At 71.6% G+C, this 20,657-nt stretch carries 18 protein-coding genes and 1 tRNA gene; 10 read left to right on the top strand and 9 right to left on the bottom strand.

Going from position 1 to position 20,657, the window contains the following annotated elements:
* The first annotated feature begins 173 nt into the window (after window positions 1-173).
* Together OG519_RS14570 and OG519_RS14565 are read left to right on the top strand one after the other, a co-directional pair.
* Window positions 174-515: an immunity 53 family protein gene (locus OG519_RS14570; RefSeq protein ID WP_405583307.1), complete on the top strand. Its 342-nt coding sequence runs from the start codon at window positions 174-176 to the stop codon at window positions 513-515.
* Window positions 516-677: 162 nt separating this feature from the next.
* Window positions 678-1,565, top strand: a complete 888-nt coding sequence (locus OG519_RS14565) for a hypothetical protein (RefSeq protein WP_405583306.1) — start codon at window positions 678-680, stop codon at window positions 1,563-1,565.
* Window positions 1,566-1,778: 213 nt separating this feature from the next.
* Here OG519_RS14565 and OG519_RS14560 read toward each other — a convergent pair whose 3' ends face one another.
* The 4 genes from OG519_RS14560 to OG519_RS14545 all read right to left on the bottom strand — a co-directional run bounded on the left by OG519_RS14560 (window position 1,779) and on the right by OG519_RS14545 (window position 5,146).
* A complete protein-coding gene (locus OG519_RS14560; RefSeq protein ID WP_405583305.1) occupies window positions 1,779-2,972 on the bottom strand; it encodes a serpin family protein in 1,194 nt (397 codons plus the stop codon).
* 168 nt (window positions 2,973-3,140) lie between these two features.
* Window positions 3,141-3,803 carry a hypothetical protein gene (locus OG519_RS14555; RefSeq protein ID WP_405583303.1) on the bottom strand — a complete coding sequence of 221 codons (663 nt, stop codon included), beginning with the start codon at window positions 3,801-3,803 and terminating at the stop codon, window positions 3,141-3,143.
* A gap of 241 nt (window positions 3,804-4,044) precedes the next feature.
* Window positions 4,045-4,118 (bottom strand) — tRNA-Pro (locus tag OG519_RS14550).
* Between the two features lie 104 nt (window positions 4,119-4,222).
* Window positions 4,223-5,146 carry a metallophosphoesterase gene (locus tag OG519_RS14545; protein WP_405583301.1) on the bottom strand — a complete coding sequence of 308 codons (924 nt, stop codon included), beginning with the start codon at window positions 5,144-5,146 and terminating at the stop codon, window positions 4,223-4,225.
* A 109-nt stretch (window positions 5,147-5,255) separates the two neighbouring features.
* Here OG519_RS14545 and OG519_RS14540 point away from each other — a divergent pair, with 109 nt between their 5' ends.
* A complete protein-coding gene (locus OG519_RS14540; RefSeq protein ID WP_405583299.1) occupies window positions 5,256-5,720 on the top strand; it encodes a GatB/YqeY domain-containing protein in 465 nt (154 codons plus the stop codon).
* A gap of 273 nt (window positions 5,721-5,993) precedes the next feature.
* Here the strand turns inward: OG519_RS14540 and OG519_RS14535 are convergent, their stop codons facing one another.
* A complete protein-coding gene (locus OG519_RS14535; RefSeq protein ID WP_405583297.1) occupies window positions 5,994-8,360 on the bottom strand; it encodes a transglycosylase domain-containing protein in 2,367 nt (788 codons plus the stop codon).
* A 384-nt stretch (window positions 8,361-8,744) separates the two neighbouring features.
* Here OG519_RS14535 and OG519_RS14530 point away from each other — a divergent pair, with 384 nt between their 5' ends.
* A complete protein-coding gene (locus OG519_RS14530; protein WP_405583296.1) occupies window positions 8,745-9,077 on the top strand; it encodes a WhiB family transcriptional regulator in 333 nt (110 codons plus the stop codon).
* On the opposite strand, the gene OG519_RS14525 is transcribed toward OG519_RS14530, so the two are convergent.
* Together OG519_RS14525 and OG519_RS14520 are read right to left on the bottom strand one after the other, a co-directional pair.
* A complete protein-coding gene (locus OG519_RS14525) occupies window positions 9,059-10,423 on the bottom strand; it encodes an ArsA family ATPase (RefSeq protein WP_405583294.1) in 1,365 nt (454 codons plus the stop codon). The two genes, OG519_RS14530 and OG519_RS14525, sit on opposite strands and share 19 nt — an antisense overlap.
* A complete protein-coding gene (locus OG519_RS14520; protein ID WP_405583292.1) occupies window positions 10,420-11,748 on the bottom strand; it encodes an ArsA-related P-loop ATPase in 1,329 nt (442 codons plus the stop codon). Before OG519_RS14520 ends, OG519_RS14525 begins: the two co-directional genes overlap by 4 nt.
* Before the next feature lie 265 nt (window positions 11,749-12,013).
* Here OG519_RS14520 and OG519_RS14515 point away from each other — a divergent pair, with 265 nt between their 5' ends.
* The 5 genes from OG519_RS14515 (at window position 12,014) to OG519_RS14495 (ending at window position 16,284) form a co-directional block, all read left to right on the top strand.
* Window positions 12,014-12,178, top strand: coding sequence for a DUF4177 domain-containing protein (locus OG519_RS14515; RefSeq protein ID WP_405583290.1), 165 nt, complete (start codon window positions 12,014-12,016; stop codon window positions 12,176-12,178).
* A complete protein-coding gene (locus tag OG519_RS14510; protein WP_405583288.1) occupies window positions 12,175-12,642 on the top strand; it encodes a RidA family protein in 468 nt (155 codons plus the stop codon). Before OG519_RS14515 ends, OG519_RS14510 begins: the two co-directional genes overlap by 4 nt.
* Before the next feature lie 665 nt (window positions 12,643-13,307).
* Complete coding sequence (locus OG519_RS14505) at window positions 13,308-14,138, top strand: NUDIX hydrolase (RefSeq protein ID WP_405592728.1); 831 nt, start codon at window positions 13,308-13,310, stop codon at window positions 14,136-14,138.
* A complete protein-coding gene (locus OG519_RS14500) occupies window positions 14,135-14,971 on the top strand; it encodes an MBL fold metallo-hydrolase (RefSeq protein ID WP_405583286.1) in 837 nt (278 codons plus the stop codon). Before OG519_RS14505 ends, OG519_RS14500 begins: the two co-directional genes overlap by 4 nt.
* Window positions 14,968-16,284 carry a cytochrome P450 gene (locus tag OG519_RS14495; protein ID WP_405583285.1) on the top strand — a complete coding sequence of 439 codons (1,317 nt, stop codon included), beginning with the start codon at window positions 14,968-14,970 and terminating at the stop codon, window positions 16,282-16,284. Before OG519_RS14500 ends, OG519_RS14495 begins: the two co-directional genes overlap by 4 nt.
* 149 nt (window positions 16,285-16,433) lie before the next feature.
* On the opposite strand, the gene OG519_RS14490 is transcribed toward OG519_RS14495, so the two are convergent.
* Window positions 16,434-17,264 (bottom strand): diacylglycerol kinase family protein, encoded by an 831-nt coding sequence (locus OG519_RS14490; protein ID WP_405583283.1) that lies wholly within the window; start codon window positions 17,262-17,264, stop codon window positions 16,434-16,436.
* 134 nt (window positions 17,265-17,398) lie between these two features.
* On the opposite strand from OG519_RS14490, the gene OG519_RS14485 reads away from it, so the two are divergent.
* Window positions 17,399-18,682 carry an adenylosuccinate synthase gene (locus OG519_RS14485; RefSeq protein ID WP_405583281.1) on the top strand — a complete coding sequence of 428 codons (1,284 nt, stop codon included), beginning with the start codon at window positions 17,399-17,401 and terminating at the stop codon, window positions 18,680-18,682.
* Window positions 18,683-18,802: 120 nt separating this feature from the next.
* Here the strand turns inward: OG519_RS14485 and OG519_RS14480 are convergent, their stop codons facing one another.
* Entirely contained in the window at window positions 18,803-20,608 is a 1,806-nt protein-coding gene (locus OG519_RS14480; RefSeq protein WP_405583279.1) for a serine/threonine-protein kinase, read from the bottom strand.
* Window positions 20,609-20,657 lie beyond the last annotated feature (49 nt).

The following is a 20,657-nucleotide window of genomic DNA, read 5'->3' as shown; positions in this document are numbered from 1 at the left end:
CGAGCCGACCGCACTTGACGCACATGTCTCTGCCCCGGCGCACGATCTGTTGCGGTCGTTGCCGCTCGTGGGAGGTCAGTCTGCATACGTACCGGTTCCGCCATCGCTTCTGCCGTGCAGGAGGGACCAGCCACGCCTGAACCCGGCGCGTGACTCGCCTAGCATCTCCTGCCATGAGCGACTCGGAGCCACTCCTCGACTGGCTGCAGAACTGGTACACGCAACAGTGCGACGGCGACTGGGAGCACGAGTGGGGCGTGAAGATCGCCACGCTCGACAACCCCGGCTGGACCATCGAGATCGATCTGGAGGAGACGGACCTGAAGGGACGCGACTACCCCCGCCAGGACGTCAACCGCAGCACACAGGACTGGATCTGGGCATGGACCGCTGAGAAGAAATTCCACGCAGCGTGCGGTCCCGGAAACCTCGCCGAGGCCCTGACCCTGTTCCGGACCTGGGCGACCCAGGCCACTCCCCGAGCCGGGGCAGAGCCGGAGACGTCAACCAGGTGAACCAATCCGGTCAGAGCACTACATCACCGAAGCGGTCGAGGTCTCGGCCTCCGCCGCCTCGGACCTCGCCGCAGCCAGAGGGACCGCCGCACCCGGCCACGTACCCCACCGGTCGGCACGATTCGCTCTGAACACCGGAAGCCCGCGGGGCGGCCAAAACGGATGGTCGACGGCTTCGGTCCGGGCGATCCTGACCTCATGGGAGACAGAGCCAATGTCGTCGTGGTCCGCGAGAACGGCGCGCATGAGCTGTACCGGACCGGCTGGGCGGTCGGGCTTGACCTCGACCTGCTGGACGGCCCGGCGGCGGTTCTCACCATGATCCCTGAACTCCGCCAGGACGGATGGTGGTTGGACGACGGCATGGCCCAGGGCGGGGTGCTGCTCGACCTAGGCCGAAAGATCTTGCTGTTCTACGCCTGGGAGGGCCCGAGCACGGAACTCCGTCACCGCGCGGCCATGTTCGAGCTGATCCGGGAGGCCTGGTTGGGCTGGGAGGTCCGCTGGCTATACGACGGCGCGGCCGAAATGCGCGATCACGTCGGGCTGGACCCGGAGTACGTACGCTGCCACGACTCGGACCTGTTCCCGGCCCCGTTCCTCGCCCCCGACGACGAGGACCTGACCCGGCCCGACCCGGGCGGTGTAGTGGTCACGGTCGGCACTGACCGTTGCCACGTCGCTTCCGAATCCTTCGATCACCCCGTCCGCGAGGGCGTCTCTCTGCTTGACCGCCTGGTCGACGCTCCCGGGCACGGAGTCTGCCGCCTGCACGTCAACTCCGGCATCCACCTTGATCCGGAGCGCCGCCGCCTCGGCTGGTGGTCTCTCTTTTCCTCCCCGCGGGCTTTCCAGGCGCCGGAGTTGTGGCCGGGCTGGACGGTGGAGTTCTGGCAGGACGACTGGGAACGGCACACCAGTGCCTACGAACGCTTCTCCCCGGCGCCGTTCGACGCCGGAGAGGAAGCCAGGGTCGCCGTGATTGCCGAGGCCGAACAGCGCAGGGCCGCGCGGGCCGCCCACCGCGCCCGGAGCAAGCTCGGGGGATGAACTGGGTGCCCTACGTGGGCCGCTGAAGCATGCTCTCAACCGGGAAGCGGGCAGTGAACTTCTCCCACGCCGGGATCCGAGCCGTCAGCGGCGGGAAGGCCCTTGAACCGTCGGGCACCGCCCAGACGACGACCGCGGTACGACTTGCAGCAGGTTGGAAACGGCTCACGGTGCCTGGCCAAACTCTCTGCGGCCCCGCGTCTCACGGGGTGTTCACCAGTGGTGGGAGGTTTCCTCGAAGGTTTCGGGGTCGGTGACCCAGCCCGTGTTGAGGACGAGTCGCGAGGTGCGGTGCAGGGCGAGGAAGGCGAAGGGGCGGTCGAAGCGGACGCTGATCTCGCGGGCTCGGAAGGGGTAGCGCGGGATGCCGGCAGCGGCTGCGGAGAAGGCGGTGACGGCCGCCGAGTGGAAGCCGCGCGCGCCGAAGGTCGCCGTCATCGCCTGCGCGGCTTGCTGGATGGCCAGGGGTTCGGTACTGATGCCGGGGAAGTGGCCCTGTGAGGTGTTCGTCGCCGTGCGCAGGCCCAACAGGTCGGGATGGTCGAGCAGGTTGTGGCGGGCATTGACGGTGAAAGGCACGGTGGACACGTGGAGTGTGCGTTCGCCGTCGACGCTGGGGACGCGGCTTACGGATAGCCCGGGCCCTGGGGCGCCGTACGGGAGTTGATCACCGGGGATCACGGTGCGGCGGTTGTGGACTGTCCCGACGGCGGCGGTCAGTACCTGGCCCGCGGTGGCTTCGGGTGTGCCGAGGTACAGGTGGACGTCGATGCCGTGGGCGCCGATGACCTGAAGTTCGGTGAGGGGGCCGGCTGTTGTGTCCGCGACGCCGACTCGGTTCTGGAGGCGGGTAGTTCGGCGGAGGGCGGCCAGGTCCTTGCCGCGCCAGGGTCCTGTCTCGGCTTCCATTGTGCCTGGGGTGAAGGGCCGGACCCAGTCGGTGCGGAGGGCCAGGGCGCTGGCCAGTACGAGCAGGGTCTCGTCGTTCACGGTGATCGGCATCGCGTCGATCTGCCCGTCCGTGCTCCGGGCCGCCCAGGCGTCGAGGCGTAACTGGTCGCTGACGGGGTCGCCGGTGAACTGCTCGTGCACGCCGGCGGGCAGTTGGTCCAGCCAGGCCGGTTGGATGGGCAGGGTGGCCCGGGTCCACAGGCCCAGGGCCGCGCTCAGGCCAGGCGTCGTCCCGAGGGTGGCGAGCAGCTCTCGTGCCGCCGCTGCGGCGCCGTCCGCCGGGATGCCGAGTGCGGCCGCGAGTTCCTGCCGGGCCGGACCTGCGGCACCCTCGGCGAGGAAGCCGAGCAGCGGCCACACTCCGGGGGCGGCGAATACCGTGCCGTCGCTGGGCAGGGCTGCGGCCCAACGCGAGGTCAGCCCGTTGACCGATGCGACGATGCCGTGACTGGCCATGCTTGCCCCTTCGTTGCTCCCGGATCCTGGCGAGAGTAGGGCCGGAAGTATCGACTGGCGAGCGAGTTGAACGTTTGGCGGCTTGCTTGGGCATACCGATCTGCGGCGGTCCCAATCGAAAGGTGGGGCAGGTCGAAATTCGCGCAGACATGATGTGCAAGGGCACGGTCAGTTCTGGTTGGGCTGCGGGTCGGTGAATACGGCGAGGTAGCGGAACTCGCCCCGCAGTCCGTCGTTCAGGTAGTACGGCTGCCAGTTGAGGGAGTAGGAGCCGCGGAGGGTTCGCGTGTTTCGCGGGTAGTCGCCGCCGCTCCAGAGGAGTTGGCCTGTGAGGGTGCGGCCCTCGTGAAGGCGGAAGTCGCGGTCCCGGGTGTCGTCCTGCTTCGGTGGCATCCACAGGCCAACGGCATTGGTGATGAGGAGGGCCAGGCCGTTCTGGTCGGGGCGGTTGCCGAAGCGCTCGAGCCTGGCGATGTCGGAGACGAAGCCCAGCCGGGCCAGGTCGTCGGCGGCGTGCGACTTCAGCGCGTACTCCTCTGGAGGCCGCCCGAGTGTTCCGGTCCACTCCGCTGTGAAGTACTTGAACTCGATGGCCGTGCGAGTCGAGGGGCCGATGCACAGCAGGTCCAGGTACTCGCGGCCAGTTGCGTCGAGTGCGTTCTGTCGTACTTCCAGCCTGGACTGGATCTTGGGGGCAAGCTCCCACAGCACGCGCGCGAAGCTGTGCTGAAGGTCTGCCTCGGAGTGGAAGACGGGTCGGTCTTGTCGCAGCCGGGCTATGACCTCGGTCAGCGGTACCTCTCCGGCGATGAGAGGTCCGGACGTCGTCACGGCCCCCGGACCCTGGTCCGCTGATCTGTCCTGCATGCGGCTCCCCCGGCCGGCAACGAATCCGTGGAGGCGACCGTAGCGCCGTTACGCGGGCCGTCTCAGGCGTTCCGCCCACCCGCTCCGCTTCCGCCTGGGAGCCGGATGTCGAGGTTGGCTCCCAAACGGCTCCCAAGACGGCCCCGGGAACGGCTCAGGGCCCCGATCCTGTGAAGGATCAGGGCCCTGACCTGCTGCTATACCGTCGGGGTGGCGGGATTTGAACCCACGGCCTCTTCGTCCCGAACGAAGCGCGCTACCAAGCTGCGCCACACCCCGGTGCAACGGGGTTTACTTTAGCGGAACCGGGGCCGGAGGAGAAATCAGGTTTCGTGGGGGGCGGGGGAGGGGGCCGGGCGGGGGGAGAGGGAGTTCAGGTCGGGTCAGGTCAAGGTCAGGAGGGTCGCTTCGGGGGGGCAGGCGAAGCGGACCGGGGTGAAGCGGTTGGCGCCGCAGCCGGCGGAGACGTGGAGGTAGGAGGTCGAGCCGGTGGCGGTGTGGGTCGACAGGCCCTTCACGCGGTCGGTGTCGAGGTCGCAGTTGGTGACCAGGGCACCGTAGAGGGGGATGCAGATCTGGCCGCCGTGGGTGTGGCCGGCCAGGATCAGGGGGTAGCGGTCGGCGGTGAAGGCGTCCAGGACCCGCAGGTAGGGAGCGTGGACCAGGGCCAGGTTGAAATCGGTGTCCGGGTCGGGGCCGCCGGCCACCGCCGCGTAGCGGTCCCGCTTGATGTGCGGGTCGTCCAGGCCGGTCAGGCCGAGGACGGGGCCGTGGTCGAGCTTCACCCGCCCCCGCGAATTGCTCAGGCCGACCCAGCCGGCCGCGTCGAAGGCGTCCCGCAGGTCCCCCCAGGGGTTGCGGATCACGCCGTGCGCGCTGTGGGTCTTGCCGTTCAGACCGTGCTGGCTGCGGGCCTTCTCCACGAGGTAGCGGGCCGGATTGCGGAAACGCGGCCCGTAGTAGTCGTTGGAGCCGAAGACGTACGTGCCGGGAAACTTCATCAACGGCCCCAGCGCGTCCAGGACTTCGGGGACGGCGGTGGGGTCGGAGAGGTTGTCGCCGGTGTTGACGACCAGGTCCGGGCGCAGGCCGGCCAGTGACTGGATCCAGCGCCGCTTCTTCGTCTGGCCGGACACCATGTGGATGTCCGAGAGCTGGAGGATGCGGATCGGTCGCATGCCCGGCGGCAGTACGGGGACCTGTACGCGGCGCAGGCGGAAGGACCGCGCCTCGAAACCGGCCGCATACGCCACGCAGGCCGCGCCGGCCGCCGTCACACCCAGGGGGATTCCGTATCGCGCGAGCATGCGCCCATGGTGTCAGAGTCCGTACGGCGCGGGCGCGGTAGGCCGCCGTCGCGGTCGTACGAGCGCTTAATGCGACGCATGGGGGCGGCCGGGGTGCGAAAATCCAGTTATGACCACGACCAGCCTCAAGCAGCGCCTTCAGAACGACCTCACCGCGGCGATGAAGAGCCGGGACGAGCTGCGCTCGGCCACCATCCGCCTGACGCTCACCGCGATCACCAAGGAGGAGGTGGCCGGTACGAGCGCCCGGCAGCTCTCCGACGACGAGGTGCTCGCGGTGATCACCCGCGAGGCGAAGAAGCGGCGTGAGGCGGCGGAGGCGTTCGCGCAGGGCGGCCGTACGGAGTCGGCCGAGCGGGAGAAGGCGGAGGGTGTGCTGCTGGCGGAGTATCTGCCGAAGCAGCTCACCGACGAGGAGCTGGCGGAGATCGTCCGGGCCGCGATCGCGGAGAGCGGGGCGGAGGGGCCGCGGGCGATGGGCGCGGTGATGAAGGTCGCCGGGCCCAAGGTGGCCGGGCTCGCGGAGGGCGGCCGGGTCGCCGCCGAGGTCAAGCGGCAGCTCGCCGCGGGCTGAGCCGCGACCCCCGCCGCAAATGTAAGGGGCACCCCACCTGGTGGGGTGCCCCTTACCGCTCAACGGAGGCGATCCAATGGGATCCGGGCTGACCGCGGCCGATCCGGGCCGGGCCGACCGCCTCGGGTCGGTCGACCCGCGCCGATCACCCTGGGCCGGCTGACCCACGCGTACCCGCGCCGATCACCCTGGGGCGGCCGATCCGGGCCGACCACTCCGCGGCCGCCGACTCGCGCCGAGCGCGGTCGGCCCCCACCGACCCCCGGTAAACCCCTACCCCCCCGTACCCCCACCCGAAGGCAGCAGCACCCCCGGCGACCCGGTCCCGCCATTGGCCGCGCCCTGGGATGTGCCCCCGGCCGCCCCATTGGTGGTCGCGCCCGCCGTACCCCCGCCGTCCGTGCCCCCGGTGGTGCCGCCGGCCGTCAGTCCGCCGATCGCGCCGTTCGTCGTACCCAGCGTCGTCACCCCGCCGATCTGGCCGCCGGGGTTGTTGCCCTTGTGGCCGTGGTGGCCGCCTTTGTTCCCGTCGTTGCCGCCATCGGCGGCGGGGCTGGCCGGCGGGCTGCTCGGCGGCGGCGTCTGACCCTTGTTCGGGATGTTCAGCGGCACGGTGACGAAGTCCAGCTTCGGCTTGCCGTCGAGGGAGGCGGTGATCGCGTCCTTCCAGATGGGCGCGGGGCCGGTGGCGCCCTGCACCTTCCCGTAGTACTGCCCGCCGATGGTCACGTCGATCATCTCCCGCTTGTGCTGCGGGTCGCCCATCCACACCGCGGCGGCCATGTTCGGCGTGTAGCCGGCGAACCACGCCGCCAGCCGGGAGTCGGTCGTACCGGTCTTTCCGGCCGTGTCCCGGTCGGTGAGACTGGCCGCCGTGCCCGTACCGTCCTCGACCACACCCTTCAGCATGGTGTTGACGGTGTCCGCGGTCTGCTGGGACATGGCCCGGTTGCAGATCGACTTCGGCACCGTCAGCGACTTGCCGGTCGCGGTCTTCACCGAGTTGATCACGACCGGCGTGCAGTAGACGCCGCGGTCGGCGAAGGCGGCGTAGGCGGCGGCCACGTTCAGCGGCGACACCTCGTTGGTGCCGAGCGTCAGGGAGGCGATCTGCTTCAGCGGCTTGCCGTCGGCCCGGACGATGCCGAGCTTGCCGGCCATGTTCACCACGGGGCACAGGCCGACGCTCTGCTCGAGCTGGAGGAAGTACGTGTTGATGGACTTCGCCAGCGCCTCGGGCATCGCGTACGGGCCGACCTCCGACTCACTCTCGTTGCCGGTCGGCTTCGGGTCGTGGACGGTCTGGCCCGAGCACGTGGTCACGTCGGGGTAGTCCATCTTGTTCGGCGCCGGGTACACCTGGTCCGGCTTGTAGCCCGCCTCCAGCGCCGCCGCGGCGGTGATCGGCTTGAACGTCGAACCGTTCTGGAAGCCGATGCCGCCACCCATGTTGGCGTTGACCGAGTAATTTATCTGGGTCTCGTTCTTGCCGAAGCCGTACGGCTTGCTCTGGCCCATCGCGACGATCTTGCCGGTGCCCGGCTCGACCAGGGTGACCGCCGCGGCGATGGTGTCGCTCTTGTAGACGTGCTTGCTGATCCCCCGGAGGACGCCGGCCTGTGCGCTGGGGTCCAGGGTGGTCTTGATCGTCAGACCACCGGTGTTCCAGAGCTTGGCGCGCGCCTCCTTGGTGGCGCCGAACGCGGCGTTCTGCAGGAAGGTCTCGCGTACGTAGTCGCAGTAGAAGCCGGCTCCGTTGACCGCGGTGATGCAGCCGTTCTTCGGGGTGCTGACCTTGAGGCCGAGCGGCGCCTTCTCGGCCGCGGCGGCCTGGGCCGGACTGATGTCCTTGAGCTGCGCCATCCGCGCGAGCACGGTGTTGCGCCGGTCGAGCGCCTTCTGCTCGTCGTCGATGGGGTCGTAGCGGCTCGGCGACTGCACCAGGCCGGCCAGCAGCGCGGCCTGGTCGAGGGTGAGGTCCTTGGCGTGCCGGCTGAAGTAGCGCTCGGAGGCGGCCTCGATGCCGTACGCCTGCTCACCGAAGAAGGTGATGTTGAGGTAGTTCTCCAGGATCTTCTTCTTGCCGAGTTCCTTCTCGACCTGTATCGCGTACTTCATCTCTTTGATCTTGCGGCCGACCGTCTGCTGGGTGGCCTGGGCGACCTTGTCGGGGTCGTCGCCGGCCTCCTCCACGAAGACGTTCTTCACGTACTGCTGGGTGAGCGTGGAGGCGCCCTGGGTGTTGCCGTCCGAGGCGTTGTTGCTCATCGCGCGCAGGATGCCCTTGACGTCGAGCGCGCCGTGCTCGTAATACCGCGCGTCCTCGATGTCGACGATGGCCTGGAGGATGTTGGGGCTCATCTGGCCGATCGGCACGACGGTACGGTCGCGCGAGTAGACCGTCGCGATCAGACCGCCCTTGGCGTCCAAGATCTTCGATGCCTGGCTGAGCGGCGGCTGCGTGAGTTCGCCCGGGAGGTCGTTGAAGCCGGCGGCGGTGCCTTTCGCGGACAGGCCGAGGGCTCCGGCGGCCGGCAGGGCTATTCCTGCCAGGACCACGCCGGCGAGCACGCTGACACCGAGGAACTTGGCGGCTTGCTGGGCCGTGGACAGCCCCCCGCCCGAACGCTTGTGAGCCATGGGAGGCAGCCTACGTTGCCATTCCCCGGACATGCGCCCAGGTGTTCACCTAGTCTGTAACAGACAGGACGCGATCGTCGTACGCGCCGCTGTCTCCCGTTGTCACTCTTGTGAGTGATGAGGGCTGTCCGAAATGCCGGCTTATCTGCCGGGCGATGTGCGGCTCTGCGCCGGTCGTCGCCGGTCGTCATCCGTCGTCGCGGTCGCCGCCACTCACTCCGGTGGGTGATCTGCCGCGTACCCATAGTCCATTCGGGCCATGCAAGATTGGGCCTGAAAGGGCTGTTGCGCCGCGCCTACCTTCCGTAACGTCCCAACTGGCAACGGTGAATATGCCGTTCGCCGCCGTGGGGGAGCCTCGATTCGGGAGAGGACGGCGCCAGCATGAGTAGCTGGGTAACCGACTGGAGCACGCAAGCCGCGTGCAGGACGACTGATCCGGACGAACTCTTCGTCCAGGGCGCGGCCCAGAACAGGGCCAAGGCGGTGTGCACCGGATGCCCGGTGCGGACCGAGTGCCTGGCAGACGCGCTCGACAATCGGGTGGAGTTCGGTGTGTGGGGGGGAATGACCGAGCGTGAACGCCGGGCGCTGCTGCGCCGCCGTCCCCTGGTGACCTCTTGGCGGAGGCTGCTGGAGACGGCACGGACGGAGTACGAGCGCAGCACGGGTTTGCTGCCGCTCGACGACGAGGACGACTACGCCGCGGCCGGCTGACCAGCCAGCCGTACGCCGATCACGCGCAGCCCGTCGAGGTCATGGACATCGCCGGGCAGCGCTGTGACGTCCACCATCGGAACCTCGGGGTGTACGGACACGAAGCGGTCCCGTGTGCGTCGTTCACGCGCGACCACCCGCATCCGTTCCGCGTGCAACCGCAGCAGTCCGGCGGCGAGCCTCTCGGTACGCGCCTGCCGGTCTCCTTCCGTACGGTCCTGGGTGTCCTGGGTGCCGTCGGCGGTACCTGAAGCAGCCTTCCCGTGCGCTTGATCGACAATGCGGGCGCCGGGAAGATTTTCTGACCGGTTGGCGGAGGGGGCGGCTGACGGGCCGGCCGGGTCCGCCTCGGACTCCGCGGCGTCCGCCCCAGACTCCGCCGCGGCTTCTGCCGCCGCCTCCGCCGCCGCCTCCTCAAGTGCCTCCGCCGCGGCCAGCGCGCGTTCCGCGGTGAGCTGGGCGGCGCCGCTGCCGTGCACCCGGTTGAGCACCAGACCGGCCAGCGGCATGTCCTCGGCGGCCAGCCGCTCCACGAAGTACGCCGCCTCGCGCAGCGCGTCCCGCTCCGGCGCGGCGACCACGAGGAAGGCCGTGCCCGGCGCCTGGAGCAGCCGGAAGGTGGCGTCCGCCCGGGTGCGGAAGCCGCCGAACATCGTGTCCATCGCCGCCACGAAGGTCTGGATGTCCCGCAGCAGGCCGGCCCCCATCACCTTGCTCAGGGTGCCGGTCATCATCGACATGCCGATGTTGAGCACCTTCACCCCGGCCCGGCCGCCCACCTTCGCCGGCGCCATCAGCAGCTTGATGAACCTGCCGTCGAGGAAGGAGCCGAGGCGCTTGGGCGCGTCGAGGAAGTCGAGCGCGCTACGGCTCGGCGGGGTGTCCACGATGATCAGGTCCCAGGCGTCCTGGGCGCGCAACTGGCCCAGCTTCTCCATCGCCATGTACTCCTGCGTGCCGGCGAATCCGGCGGACAGCGATTGGTAGAAAGGGTTCTCCAGGATCGCCCTGGCCCGTTCGGGGTCGGAGTGCTGGACCACGACCTCGTCGAACGTCCGTTTCATGTCCAGCATCATCGCGTGCAGCGAGCCGCCGGCGGAGCGATCGATTCCGGCCACCTCGCGCGGGGTGTTGTCGAGCTCGCTCAGACCCATCGACTGGGCGAGGCGCCGGGCCGGGTCGATGGTGAGGACGACGGCGACCCGGCCGCGCTCGGCCGCCCGTACCCCCAGGGCGGCGGCGGTGGTGGTCTTGCCGACGCCGCCGGAACCGCAGCACACGATGATGCGGGTCTTGGGGTCGTCGAGCAGCGGGTCGATGTCCAGCACGGGGCTCTCCAGGCTCACGGTCGGTCCTCGCCGTCGAGGTGCTCGCCGTCTCGGCCGGCGGCGTCGGGATCGCCGGTCACGGGGCCGGCGGTTGCGGGGCCGGCGGCGTCAGGATCGGGGTCCTCGGCCAGGTCGTGGAGGTCGCCGGAGTCCGCCGGGCCGCCGAGGTCCTCGAATCCGGGGCTCCCGCCGGAACCGGCCGCACCACCGGCCGGCGACGTGGGCCGGGTGAAGGTGCTCGCCTGCTTGCGCAGGCTTTCCGCGAGGCGGTAGAGGCCGCCGAGGTCCATGCCGTTGCCGAGCAGCTCCAGTTCCCGCACCGGCAGGCCGAGTCCGGCGATCTCGGCGCGCTGCTCGCGCTCGAGCACCACCCGCTCGGCGTGCTCGTGCGCCTGCTCGATCAGCGGGTCGACGAGCCGTTCGGCCACCCCGCCGCGGCGGGCGCCGCCGAGGCCGGCCTGGGAGAGCGCCTTGGCGACGGCCGTACGGCGTTTGGCCGCGGTGCCGTTGGTCTTGGCCGCGGTGCCGCGGGACCGGCCGGCCGCCTTTCCGCCGCCGCTGCTGCCAGACGTGCTAGACGTGCCAGACGTGCCCGCCGACCCGCCGGTGTCGCCGAACTCCGCCAGTTCCGCGTCTCCGAGCAGCACCGGGCGCACCATGTTGACGATCACCGCGCCCACCGGCAGACCGGCGGCCCGCAGGTCGGCCACCCCGTCCATCGTCTCCTGGACCGGCATCTCCTCAAGCAGGGTCACCAGGTGGATCGCGGTCTGCGCGGACTTCAGCACCCGCATCACCGCCTGCGCCTGGTTGTGTATGGGCCCGACCCTGGCCAGGCCCGCGACCTCGTCGTTGACGTTGAGGAAGCGGGTGATGCGGCCGGTGGGCGGGGCGTCGAGCACCACCGCGTCGTAGACCGGCCAGCCCGCCTTGTCCTTGCGCCGTACGGCCTCGCACACCTTGCCGGTGAGCAGCACGTCGCGGATGCCGGGGGCCACGGTGGTGGCGAAGTCGATCGCGCCGAACTTCTTCAGCGCCCGGCCGGCCCGGCCGAGCTTGTAGAACATGTCCAGGTAGTCGAGCATCGCCTGCTCGGCGTCGATCGCCAGGGCGTGCACCTCGCCGCCGCCGGAGGCGGAGGCGATGCGGCGCTCGGCGTACGGCAGCGCGTCGGTCTCGAAGAGCTGGGCGATGCCCTGGCGCTGCTCCACCTCGGCGAGCAGCACCCGCCGGCCCTCGGCGGCGAGGGCGAGGGCGAGGGCGGCGGCGACCGTGGTCTTACCCGTGCCGCCCTTGCCGGTCACGATGTGGAGCCTGACGGCGGATGACTGTTGAGGGCTCACCCTTGCGAGCCTAACCACTCGGCGGGCCCGCTACTCCGTTGACCGTCATGATCGGCCCCGGATGACGGGGCGGCCGGCGCCGACTGGCACGTCGTGGCGCGGCCGGTACGTCATGGCGCGGCCGGCACCGACCGGCACCGGCCGGCACGGCCTGGTATTGGCGGGTACCGGCTGGTGCTGACCGTCGGCGGCCACCGCCGGGGTTGTCCACAGGGTGGGGACAGGGGGCGGACGGGGCTGGGTCGGGAGGCACTACAGTCGGCGTATGGCGACGAAGTGGGAATACGCGACCGTGCCGCTGCTGGTGCACGCGACGAAGCAGATCCTGGACACCTGGGGCGAGGACGGCTGGGAGCTGGTGCAGGTCGTGCCGGGGCCCAACAACCCCGAGCAGTTGGTGGCGTACCTCAAGCGGGAGAAGCAGGCATGAGCGGCAAGGTGGCGGCGCGCCTCGCCGAGCTCGGCCTGACGCTGCCGGACGTGGTGCCGCCGCTGGCCGCCTATGCCCCGGCGGTACGGTCCGGGTCGCATGTCTTCACCGCGGGTCAGCTCCCCATGGTCGGCGGCAAGCTGACCGCCACCGGCAAGGTCGGCGCGGAGATCACCGCGGAGCAGGCGAAGGAGCTCGCCCGGATCTGCGCGCTCAACGCGCTGGCGGCGGTCCACTCCGTCGTCGGTGACCTCGACCGGATCGCGCGGGTCGTCAAGCTGGTCGGCTTCGTCGCCTCCACCCCCGACTTCACGGGTCAGCCCACGGTCGTCAACGGCGCGAGCGAGCTGCTCGGCGAGGTGCTGGGGGACAAGGGCGTGCACGCCCGCAGCGCGGTCGGCGTCGCCGTGCTCCCGCTGGACGCCCCGGTCGAGATCGAGATCCAGGTCGAACTGACGCCCTGACGGGCGGGCGCCTGCGGCGGGCTCCCACCGGGGTGGACGGCACCGTTCGAGGCCTCGAACAAAACCGGACGGCGCCGTAGAGTCCGGCCATGACCTCGATGAGCGGCGGGTCGCTGCCCCCGGCCTGGCCGGCCCGCATCCGCGCGCTGACCCGGGGCGAACTGACCCCGGTCCCCCCGCGCCGAGCGGCCACCGTCCTGCTCCTCCGCGACAGCGACGCGGAAGCGGTCGCCCCCGACGGCCCGGTGACCCCGAGCGGCTCGGCCCCCACCGCCGGCCCGCCAGTTCCGGCCCCGGCGGACGGCCCGATGGGTCCGCAAGCCCCGGAGCGCACGTCCCACGCCGCCGGTCCGGCCGTCTCGGGCGCCGCCGGTGGCTCGGCTGAGGCGGGCAGTCTGGGCGACGCCGGCAGGCGGGGGCCTGTGGGTAGCCCCGACTACGCCGACGGCACGGCAGATGTGGCCGCCGCCGGTGGCTCGGCTGAGGCGGGCAGTCTGGGCGGCGCCAGTAGGCGAGCGCGTGTGGGTAGCTCCGACGTTGTCGATGGCCGGGCCATCTACGAGGGCCTGGGCGGCGCCGCCGAAGCGGATGGCCGGGTCGTCTCGGCCGCCGCCGGTGGCCCGGCTGAGGTGGGCAGTCTGGGCGACGCCGGCAGTGAGGACGCGGTGGGTACCCCCGACGTCGCCGGTGGTCCGGGCGTCTCGGGTGGCGCCGATGTCGGCGGGAGCCGGGCCGGAGGGGTGGCTGTGCATTTGTTGCGGCGGCGGGCCTCGATGGCTTTTGCCGGCGGGATGTACGCCTATCCGGGGGGCGGGGTGGATCCTCGGGATGAGCGGGCGGTGGGGTGGGCCGGGCCTTCGCTCGACGTGTGGGGGGCCCTGCTCGGGGTGCCCGCCGCGCAGGCGCAGGCTGTGGTGTGCGCGGCTGTCCGGGAGACGTTCGAGGAGTCGGGCGTGCTGCTGGCCGGGCCGGACGCGGCCGGGGTCGTCGCGGACACCACCGGCGCGGACTGGGAGGCCGACCGCGTCGCCCTGGTCCGCCACGAGCTGGCCTTCGCCGACTTCCTGGCCCGCCGCGACCTCGTGCTCCGTTCCGACCTGCTCGCCCCGTGGGCACGCTGGATCACCCCCGAGTTCGAGGAGCGCCGCTACGACACCTGGTTCTTCCTCGCCCTGCTGCCGGCCGGCCAACGCACCCGGGACGTCTCCGGCGAAGCCGACCGCACCGCGTGGCTGCGCCCCGCTGACGCCGTGGCCGGCTACGACCGCGGCGAGATGCTGATGCTGCCACCCACGATCGCCACCCTCCGCGCCCTGCTGCCGTACGGCACCGCGGCCGAGGCCCTCGCCGCCGCCCCGGCCCGTGACCTCGCCCCGGTGCTCGCCCGGGCCGCTCTGGACGCGGACGGCACGGTTGTGTTGAGCTGGCCGGGTCATGACGAGTTCACCCAGGTCATCCCGGCCCGGCGGGACTCGCCCCGAGGGGAGGCCCGATGACCGCCCGGACCCCGGCGCCCGGGAGGCCGCAGACCACGATCGGCGGCCAGGCCACCGCGCGCGCCCGCTGCGTACTGGCCCCCAACCCGTCGCCGATGACGCTCGACGGCACCAACACCTGGATCGTCGCCGAACCGGACTCCCCGGTCGCCGTCGTCATCGACCCCGGCCCGCTGGACGAGGCGCATCTGGCCCAGGTGGTCGCCACCGCCGAGGAAGCGGGCCTGCGGATCGGGCTCACCCTGCTCACCCACGGCCACCCCGACCACGCCGAAGGCGCCGCCCGGTTCGCCGAGCTGACCGGTACCGCCGTCCGCGCCCTCGACCCGGCGCTGCGGCTCGGCGACGAGGGGCTGACGGCCGGGGACACGATCACCACCGGCGGCCTCGAACTGCGGGTGATCGGCACCCCCGGGCACACCGGCGACTCGCTCACCTTCCATCTGCCCGCCGACGGCGCGGTGCTGACCGGTGACACGGTGCTGGGCCGCGGTACGACCGTGGTCGCCCACCCCGACGGGCGGCTCGGCGACTACCTGGACTCGTTGCGGCGCCTGCAGGCCCTCACCGTGGACGACGGGGTGGAGACGGTGCTGCCGGGGCACGGCCCGGTGCTGGTCGACGCCCGGGGCGCCGTCGAGTTCTATCTCGCCCACCGCGCGCACCGCCTGGCGCAGGTGGAGACCGCGGTGGAGCTGGGGCTGCGGACCCCCGCCGAAGTCGTCACCCACGTCTACGCCGACGTGGACCGCGCGCTCTGGCCGGCCGCCGAGCTCTCGGTCCTCGCCCAACTCGACTACCTGCGCGAACACGGGATCATCGAAACGCCATGACCTCCAGCCCGTCCGCCCACCCGGCCCCCACGCCCGACCCGCGGCCCGCCGCGCCGCCCGCGCCGGCTGCACCGCCCGCGCCCGCCGCACCGCCGTCCCCCCTCGCCCCACCCTTCGACCCCTGGTCCCCCTCCTTCGTCGCCGACCCCTACCCCGCCTACGCGGCGCTGCGGGCGGCCGGCCGCGCGCACTTCTTCGAGCCGACCGGCCAGTGGCTGATCCCGCACTACGACGACGTGAGCGCGCTGCTGCGGGACCGCCGCCTCGGCCGTACGTACCTGCACCGCTTCAGCCACGAGGAGTTCGGCCGCCAGGCGCCGCCCGCCGCGTACGAGCCCTTCACCACCCTCAACGGCAACGGCCTGCTCGACCTGGAGGCCCCCGCGCACTCCCGGGTCCGGCGGCTGGTGGCCAAGGCGTTCACCCCGCGCACCGTGGCAGCCCTGGTGCCCACCGTGGAGCGGCTGGCCACCGAACTCGTCACCGCCTTCCACGCCGACGGCGGCGGCGACCTGCTGGCAAGGGTCGCCGAGCCGCTGCCGGTCGCGGTCATCGCCGAGATGCTGGGCATCCCGGCCGCCGACCGCCCGCTGCTGCGGCCCTGGTCGGCGGCGATCACCGGCATGTTCGAGCTGAACCCGACCCCGCGGGCCGCCGCCGCGGCGGTCCGGGCGAGCGAGGAGTTCTCCGGCTATCTGCGCGAGCTGATCGCCGTACGGCGCGCCGACCCCGGCGAGGATCTGATCAGCGCGCTGATCGCGGCCCGCGAGGACGAGGACGTGCTCAGCGAGCAGGAGATGGTCTCCACCGTCGTGCTGCTGCTCAACGCGGGCCACGAGGCCACCGTCAACACCACCACCGTCGGCTGGCTGACCCTCTTCCGCCACCCCGACCAGCTCCGGCTGCTGCACGAGGAGCCGGGCCGGCTGCGGGACGGTGTCGAGGAGATGCTGCGGTACGACACCCCGCTCCAGATGTTCGAGCGCTGGGTGCTCGACGACATCGAGGTCGGCGGCACGCTCATCCCGCGCGGCTCCGAGGTGGCGCTGCTCTTCGGCGCCGCCAACCGCGACCCGGCCCGCTTCGAGGCCCCCGACCGCTTCGACGTCACCCGCCCCGCCGAGGGCAACCGCCACCTGACCTTCGGCGCGGGACTCCACTACTGCCTGGGCGCCCCGCTGGCCCGCCTCGAACTCGCCGCCTCCTTCGGCGCCTTCCTCCGGCTGGCCCCGGGCCCGCGACTGCTCGCCGAGCCCACGTGGCGCCCCGGCTACGTCATCCGCGGCGTCGAGGAACTACGGGTCGGCTGGTGAGCAGCGGAAAGCCGGCGGCTCGCCGGCCCACGACCGGAACCGCCCGCACGACCGGAACCGTCCGCACGGCCAGAACCGCCCGGCGCACGACCGGAACCGTAGCGCCCGCCGAGCCGCTACCCGCCGGGCCGATATGCCTGGTCCGCCGCCTAGCGCGGCACCGTCAGGCGCCATGCCGAGGGCTGGACGGTCCAGGTGCGGGTACGGACCGGGCCGGTGATCGCGGAGTCCGCGCGGTAGCGGAAGTCGCGGCCGGAGACGGTGATCGTCCGGGCCCGGGTGCTCACCTGGGCCGCCGCGTCCTGGGTGCGGCGGACCGAGATCTCGGCGAGGCCGGTCGGCGCGCAGCGGACCGACACCTCGTGCACCGGCTCGTCCAGGTCGGCCAGCAGCACCCCGTCGGCCTCGACCCGCAACCGCTGGAGCCGCGGCGGCTGATGACCGTTGACCGGGATCGGCGCGGTCAGGGTGCGGACCAGCGAGCGGGCGGTCTTCTCCACCGGTGTCCACCAGTGGGCCGCGGTGTGCGAGGCGGGCAGCCCGCACGGGATGCTCAGCGCGCCCAGCACGATGCCGCCGCTGTCGTCCACCATCAGGTCCAGGTCGCGCACGATGCCGTCGAGCACCGCCCGCGCCGCGGCGGGGACTTGGCTCGGCACCCCGAGGGCCCGGGCCAGCGACGAGCGCGGGCCGATCGGCACCAGCGACACCGGCGCCTCGTGCAGCGACCGCTCGCGGTGCAGCGCCAGCACGGTGCGCAGCAGGGCCGCGTCGTCGCCGATGACGACCGGGTGCCTCTTGCCGCGGTGCGCCAGCGCCCGCTCCGCCTCCTCGGCGGACTCCGGGAAGACGATCTTCACGGAGACCGCGCCCGCGCACAGCACATCCTTGGCGATCCGGACGGATTCGCCATCGGCGGCGCGTGCCGCGGGGTCGATGACCACGAGCAGGGGATGCCCGGCCGGGGCTTGAGCCGACACCTTGGTCCTTCCTCAGGTAAAATCTCGGTGCAAGAGCCCCTTGCGCCTTTGCGTCAGGGGCTTCGTCTATTCCGGGGCAGGTTCGACGGCTCTCTGCACGTTGGACATGCCCCGCCCGGAAGGGGTGTACGCCTGTGCCCGCACTTGTGCTGCTCGGTGCTCAGTGGGGTGACGAGGGCAAGGGGAAGGCTACCGACCTGCTCGGTGGCTCTGTGGACTACGTGGTGCGTTACCAGGGCGGCAACAACGCCGGCCACACGGTCGTCGTCGGCGACCAGAAGTACGCGCTGCATCTCCTCCCCTCCGGAATCCTGTCACCGGAATGTGTCCCGGTGATCGGCAACGGTGTGGTGGTCGACCCCGCCGTCCTGCTCTCCGAGCTGAGCGGGCTGAACGAGCGCGGCGTCGACACCTCCAAGCTGTTGATCAGCGGCAACGCCCATCTGATCACGCCCTATCACCAGACCATCGACAAGGTGACCGAACGTTTCCTCGGCAAGCGCCGGATCGGCACCACCGGGCGCGGCATCGGTCCCGCCTACGCGGACAAGATCAACCGGGTCGGCGTCCGGGTGCAGGACCTCTTCGACGAGTCGATCCTCCGCCAGAAGGTCGAGGCGGCGCTCCAGGACAAGAACCAGATCCTGGTGAAGATCTTCAACCGGCGGGCGATCAGCACCGATCAGATCGTCGAGGAGTACCTCGGCTACGCGGAACAGATCAGGCCCTTCGTCAGCGACACCACCCTGGTGCTCAACAAGGCGCTCGACGAGGGCAAGGTCGTCCTCATGGAAGGCGGCCAGGGCACGCTGCTCGACGTCGACCACGGCACCTATCCCTTCGTCACCTCGTCCAACCCGACCTCCGGCGGCGCCTGCACCGGCAGCGGCATCGGCCCCACCAGGATCACCCGCGTGATCGGCATCCTCAAGGCATACACAACACGGGTCGGCTCCGGGCCCTTTCCCACCGAGCTGCTCGACGAGGACGGCGAGAAGCTGCGTACGATCGGCCATGAGTTCGGTGTGACCACTGGGCGCAACCGGCGCTGCGGCTGGTTCGACGCGGTCATCTCCCGGTACGCCACCCGGGTGAACGGCCTGACCGACTTCTTCCTCACCAAGCTGGACATCCTCACCGGCTGGGAGCAGATCCCGGTGTGCGTCGCCTACGACATCGACGGCCGCCGGGTCGAGGAACTCCCCTACAGCCAGACCGACTTCCACCACGCCAAGCCGATCTACGAGTTCCTGCCCGGCTGGTCGGAGGACATCAGCAAGGCGAAGAGCTTCGAGGACCTGCCGAAGAACGCGCAAGGCTATGTGAAGGCGCTGGAGGAGATGTCCGGGGCGCCCATCTCGGCGATCGGCGTCGGCCCCGGCCGTACGGAGACGATCGCGATCAACTCGTTCCTCTGAGGACGCGTCCGAGGGCGCCGACCGGGCGTCCGGGACCGCCGGCCCGGCGTCCGGGGCCGAGCGGTCCACCGGAAGAGGTGAGCCCTGCCCGAGCGGGCGGGGCTCACCTCTTCCGGTACGTCAACCGCTCTTCTGATACGTCAACTGGGCCCCGTTCACGCTGACCCGCCGCAGATGGGTCGAGTCCACCATCGTCAGGGTGGACGCCTGGCCGGCCGCGCAGGTGGCGGGCGGGCCGCTGGTGACCTGCGACGGGCTCAGCGTCACCGGCGGCCCCACGGTAGAGACCCGCATCGTCCAGGTGCAGCTGAACGCCTGTCCGCCGGAGCCCCAGCCGTCACCGAGCAGCTCCACCGAGCCGTCCGGGCGTACGGTCAGGGTCCTGGCGCTCCGCTCGCCCCTGTCGTCGGCGAAGGTCGTGTGCCAGGTCCCGATCATGGCGGGCGGCACGGCGCCATCGGAGGTCTGTGAGGGAGTCTGCGACGGGGTGGCCGAGCCGGTGGCCGCTGTCGCCACGGGTGCCACGGGTGCCAGGCCCGGGGAGGGCGGCCCCGATGAGCCGGTACGGTCCGTGTCGCCCGGCCGGCCCTCGTAGACGGCGACGAACGCCGTCGCGCCACCCGCGATCACCGCGAGCAGCGCCAGCACGGCGACGAGCGTCCAGCGCCGGCCCTTCCGTACCCCGCTCCCGGCACGCGGGTCGGGGTCAGGGTCGGGATCGGCCTCGGGCGGCTCCGGCTCGATGGGCCGCGCCGACAGGGGCGACACGGGCGACACATAGGTAGGGGTATAGGCCGGGTCGGCCGAGGTCCCGTCGGCGTCGGTGGACGGTATGCCACCCCGGCCCGCGCCGACCGCGCCGACCGCGCCGTTCGCGCCGGCCCTGTCGCCCGCCTCGGGCGGCAGCACCGGCAGCGAACCGGTCTCCGCCGCCTCCAGCTCCAGCAGCCGCACCACCTGCCGGCCCACCTGCGCGACGATCGCCCCCGGCAGCCACGGCTCGTCGGCTGCCGCGCCGCGCCGTACACCGGCCGCTTCGTCGGCTGCCGCGTCGCGGGCCTCCGACTCATGTGCCGCGCCCGCTTCGGCCGCCGCGCCCGCCTCGGGTGCCTCACCCAGCAGCTCCCGCACCTCCGCGAGCGACGGCCGCGCGGCCGGCTCCTTGGTCAGGCAGGCGGTCACCAGCGCGCGCAAGCCCTCCGGTACGCCGGTCAGGTCCGGTGGCTCCTGCGCGATCCGGAACATCTGCGCGTGCACCCCGCTGGCGGCGGCGCCGAAGGGTTGCAGCCCGGTGGCCGCGTAGGCGAGCACCGAGCCGAGGCAGAAGATGTCGCACGCCGGGGTGACCCGGTCGCCCCGTACCTGCTCCGGCGACATGAAGGCGGGGGAGCCGACCATCGCCCCCGTATGGGTGAGCGCGCCACCGTCGGCCACCGTCTCCAGGGCCCTGGCGATGCCGAAGTCGATGACCCGGGGACCGTCGATGGTGATCATCACATTGGACGGCTTGAGGTCCCGGTGGATCAGCCCCGCTCCGTGGATGTCGGCGAGCGCCAGTGCGAGACCCCGAGCCAGCACCCGGACGGAACGTTCCGGCAGTGGCCCGTACCCGGTCCCCACCACCTCCTGGAGCGACGGCCCCGCCACGTAGCCGGTGGCCACCCACGGCACCTCGGCCTCGGTGTCGGCGTCGAGCACCGGCGCCGTCCAGGCGCCGCCGACCCGCCGGGCGGCCAGCACCTCGCGCCGGAAGCGGCTGCGGAACTCCTCCTGCGCGGCCAGCTCAGCACGGACCAGCTTCACCGCGACCGTCCGACCGCGCTGGGAGCGGGCGAGGTAGACCCGGCCCATGCCGCCGGTGCCGAGCCGGCCGAGCAGCCGGTACTCGCCGATCCAGCGGGGGTCGTCCGCCCTCAGCTCGTCCATCGCACGCCCCGCCCCCGACTCCGCTCGCTCTTCCGGCGAACGCCCACGC

Origin of the sequence: Streptomyces sp. NBC_01190, from assembly GCF_045039895.1 — a bacterium.
Classification (GTDB): domain Bacteria; phylum Actinomycetota; class Actinomycetes; order Streptomycetales; family Streptomycetaceae; genus Actinacidiphila.
Note: the sequence above shows the minus strand (reverse complement) of the source record. Positions and strands in the feature narration are given on the sequence as shown.

Excerpts from the sequence above, each read along its gene's own strand:
- OG519_RS14570 (WP_405583307.1), top strand. The coding sequence starts at position 174 with ATGAGCGACTCGGAGCCACTCCTCGACTGGCTGCAGAACTGGTACACG.
- OG519_RS14565 (WP_405583306.1), top strand. The coding sequence starts at position 678 with ATGGTCGACGGCTTCGGTCCGGGCGATCCTGACCTCATGGGAGACAGA.
- OG519_RS14560 (WP_405583305.1), bottom strand. The coding sequence starts at position 2,972 with ATGGCCAGTCACGGCATCGTCGCATCGGTCAACGGGCTGACCTCGCGT.
- OG519_RS14545 (WP_405583301.1), bottom strand. The coding sequence starts at position 5,146 with ATGCTCGCGCGATACGGAATCCCCCTGGGTGTGACGGCGGCCGGCGCG.
- OG519_RS14540 (WP_405583299.1), top strand. The coding sequence starts at position 5,256 with ATGACCACGACCAGCCTCAAGCAGCGCCTTCAGAACGACCTCACCGCG.
- OG519_RS14535 (WP_405583297.1), bottom strand. The coding sequence starts at position 8,360 with ATGGCTCACAAGCGTTCGGGCGGGGGGCTGTCCACGGCCCAGCAAGCC.
- OG519_RS14530 (WP_405583296.1), top strand. The coding sequence starts at position 8,745 with ATGAGTAGCTGGGTAACCGACTGGAGCACGCAAGCCGCGTGCAGGACG.
- OG519_RS14515 (WP_405583290.1), top strand. The coding sequence starts at position 12,014 with ATGGCGACGAAGTGGGAATACGCGACCGTGCCGCTGCTGGTGCACGCG.
- OG519_RS14510 (WP_405583288.1), top strand. The coding sequence starts at position 12,175 with ATGAGCGGCAAGGTGGCGGCGCGCCTCGCCGAGCTCGGCCTGACGCTG.
- OG519_RS14500 (WP_405583286.1), top strand. The coding sequence starts at position 14,135 with ATGACCGCCCGGACCCCGGCGCCCGGGAGGCCGCAGACCACGATCGGC.
- OG519_RS14495 (WP_405583285.1), top strand. The coding sequence starts at position 14,968 with ATGACCTCCAGCCCGTCCGCCCACCCGGCCCCCACGCCCGACCCGCGG.
- OG519_RS14480 (WP_405583279.1), bottom strand. The coding sequence starts at position 20,608 with ATGGACGAGCTGAGGGCGGACGACCCCCGCTGGATCGGCGAGTACCGG.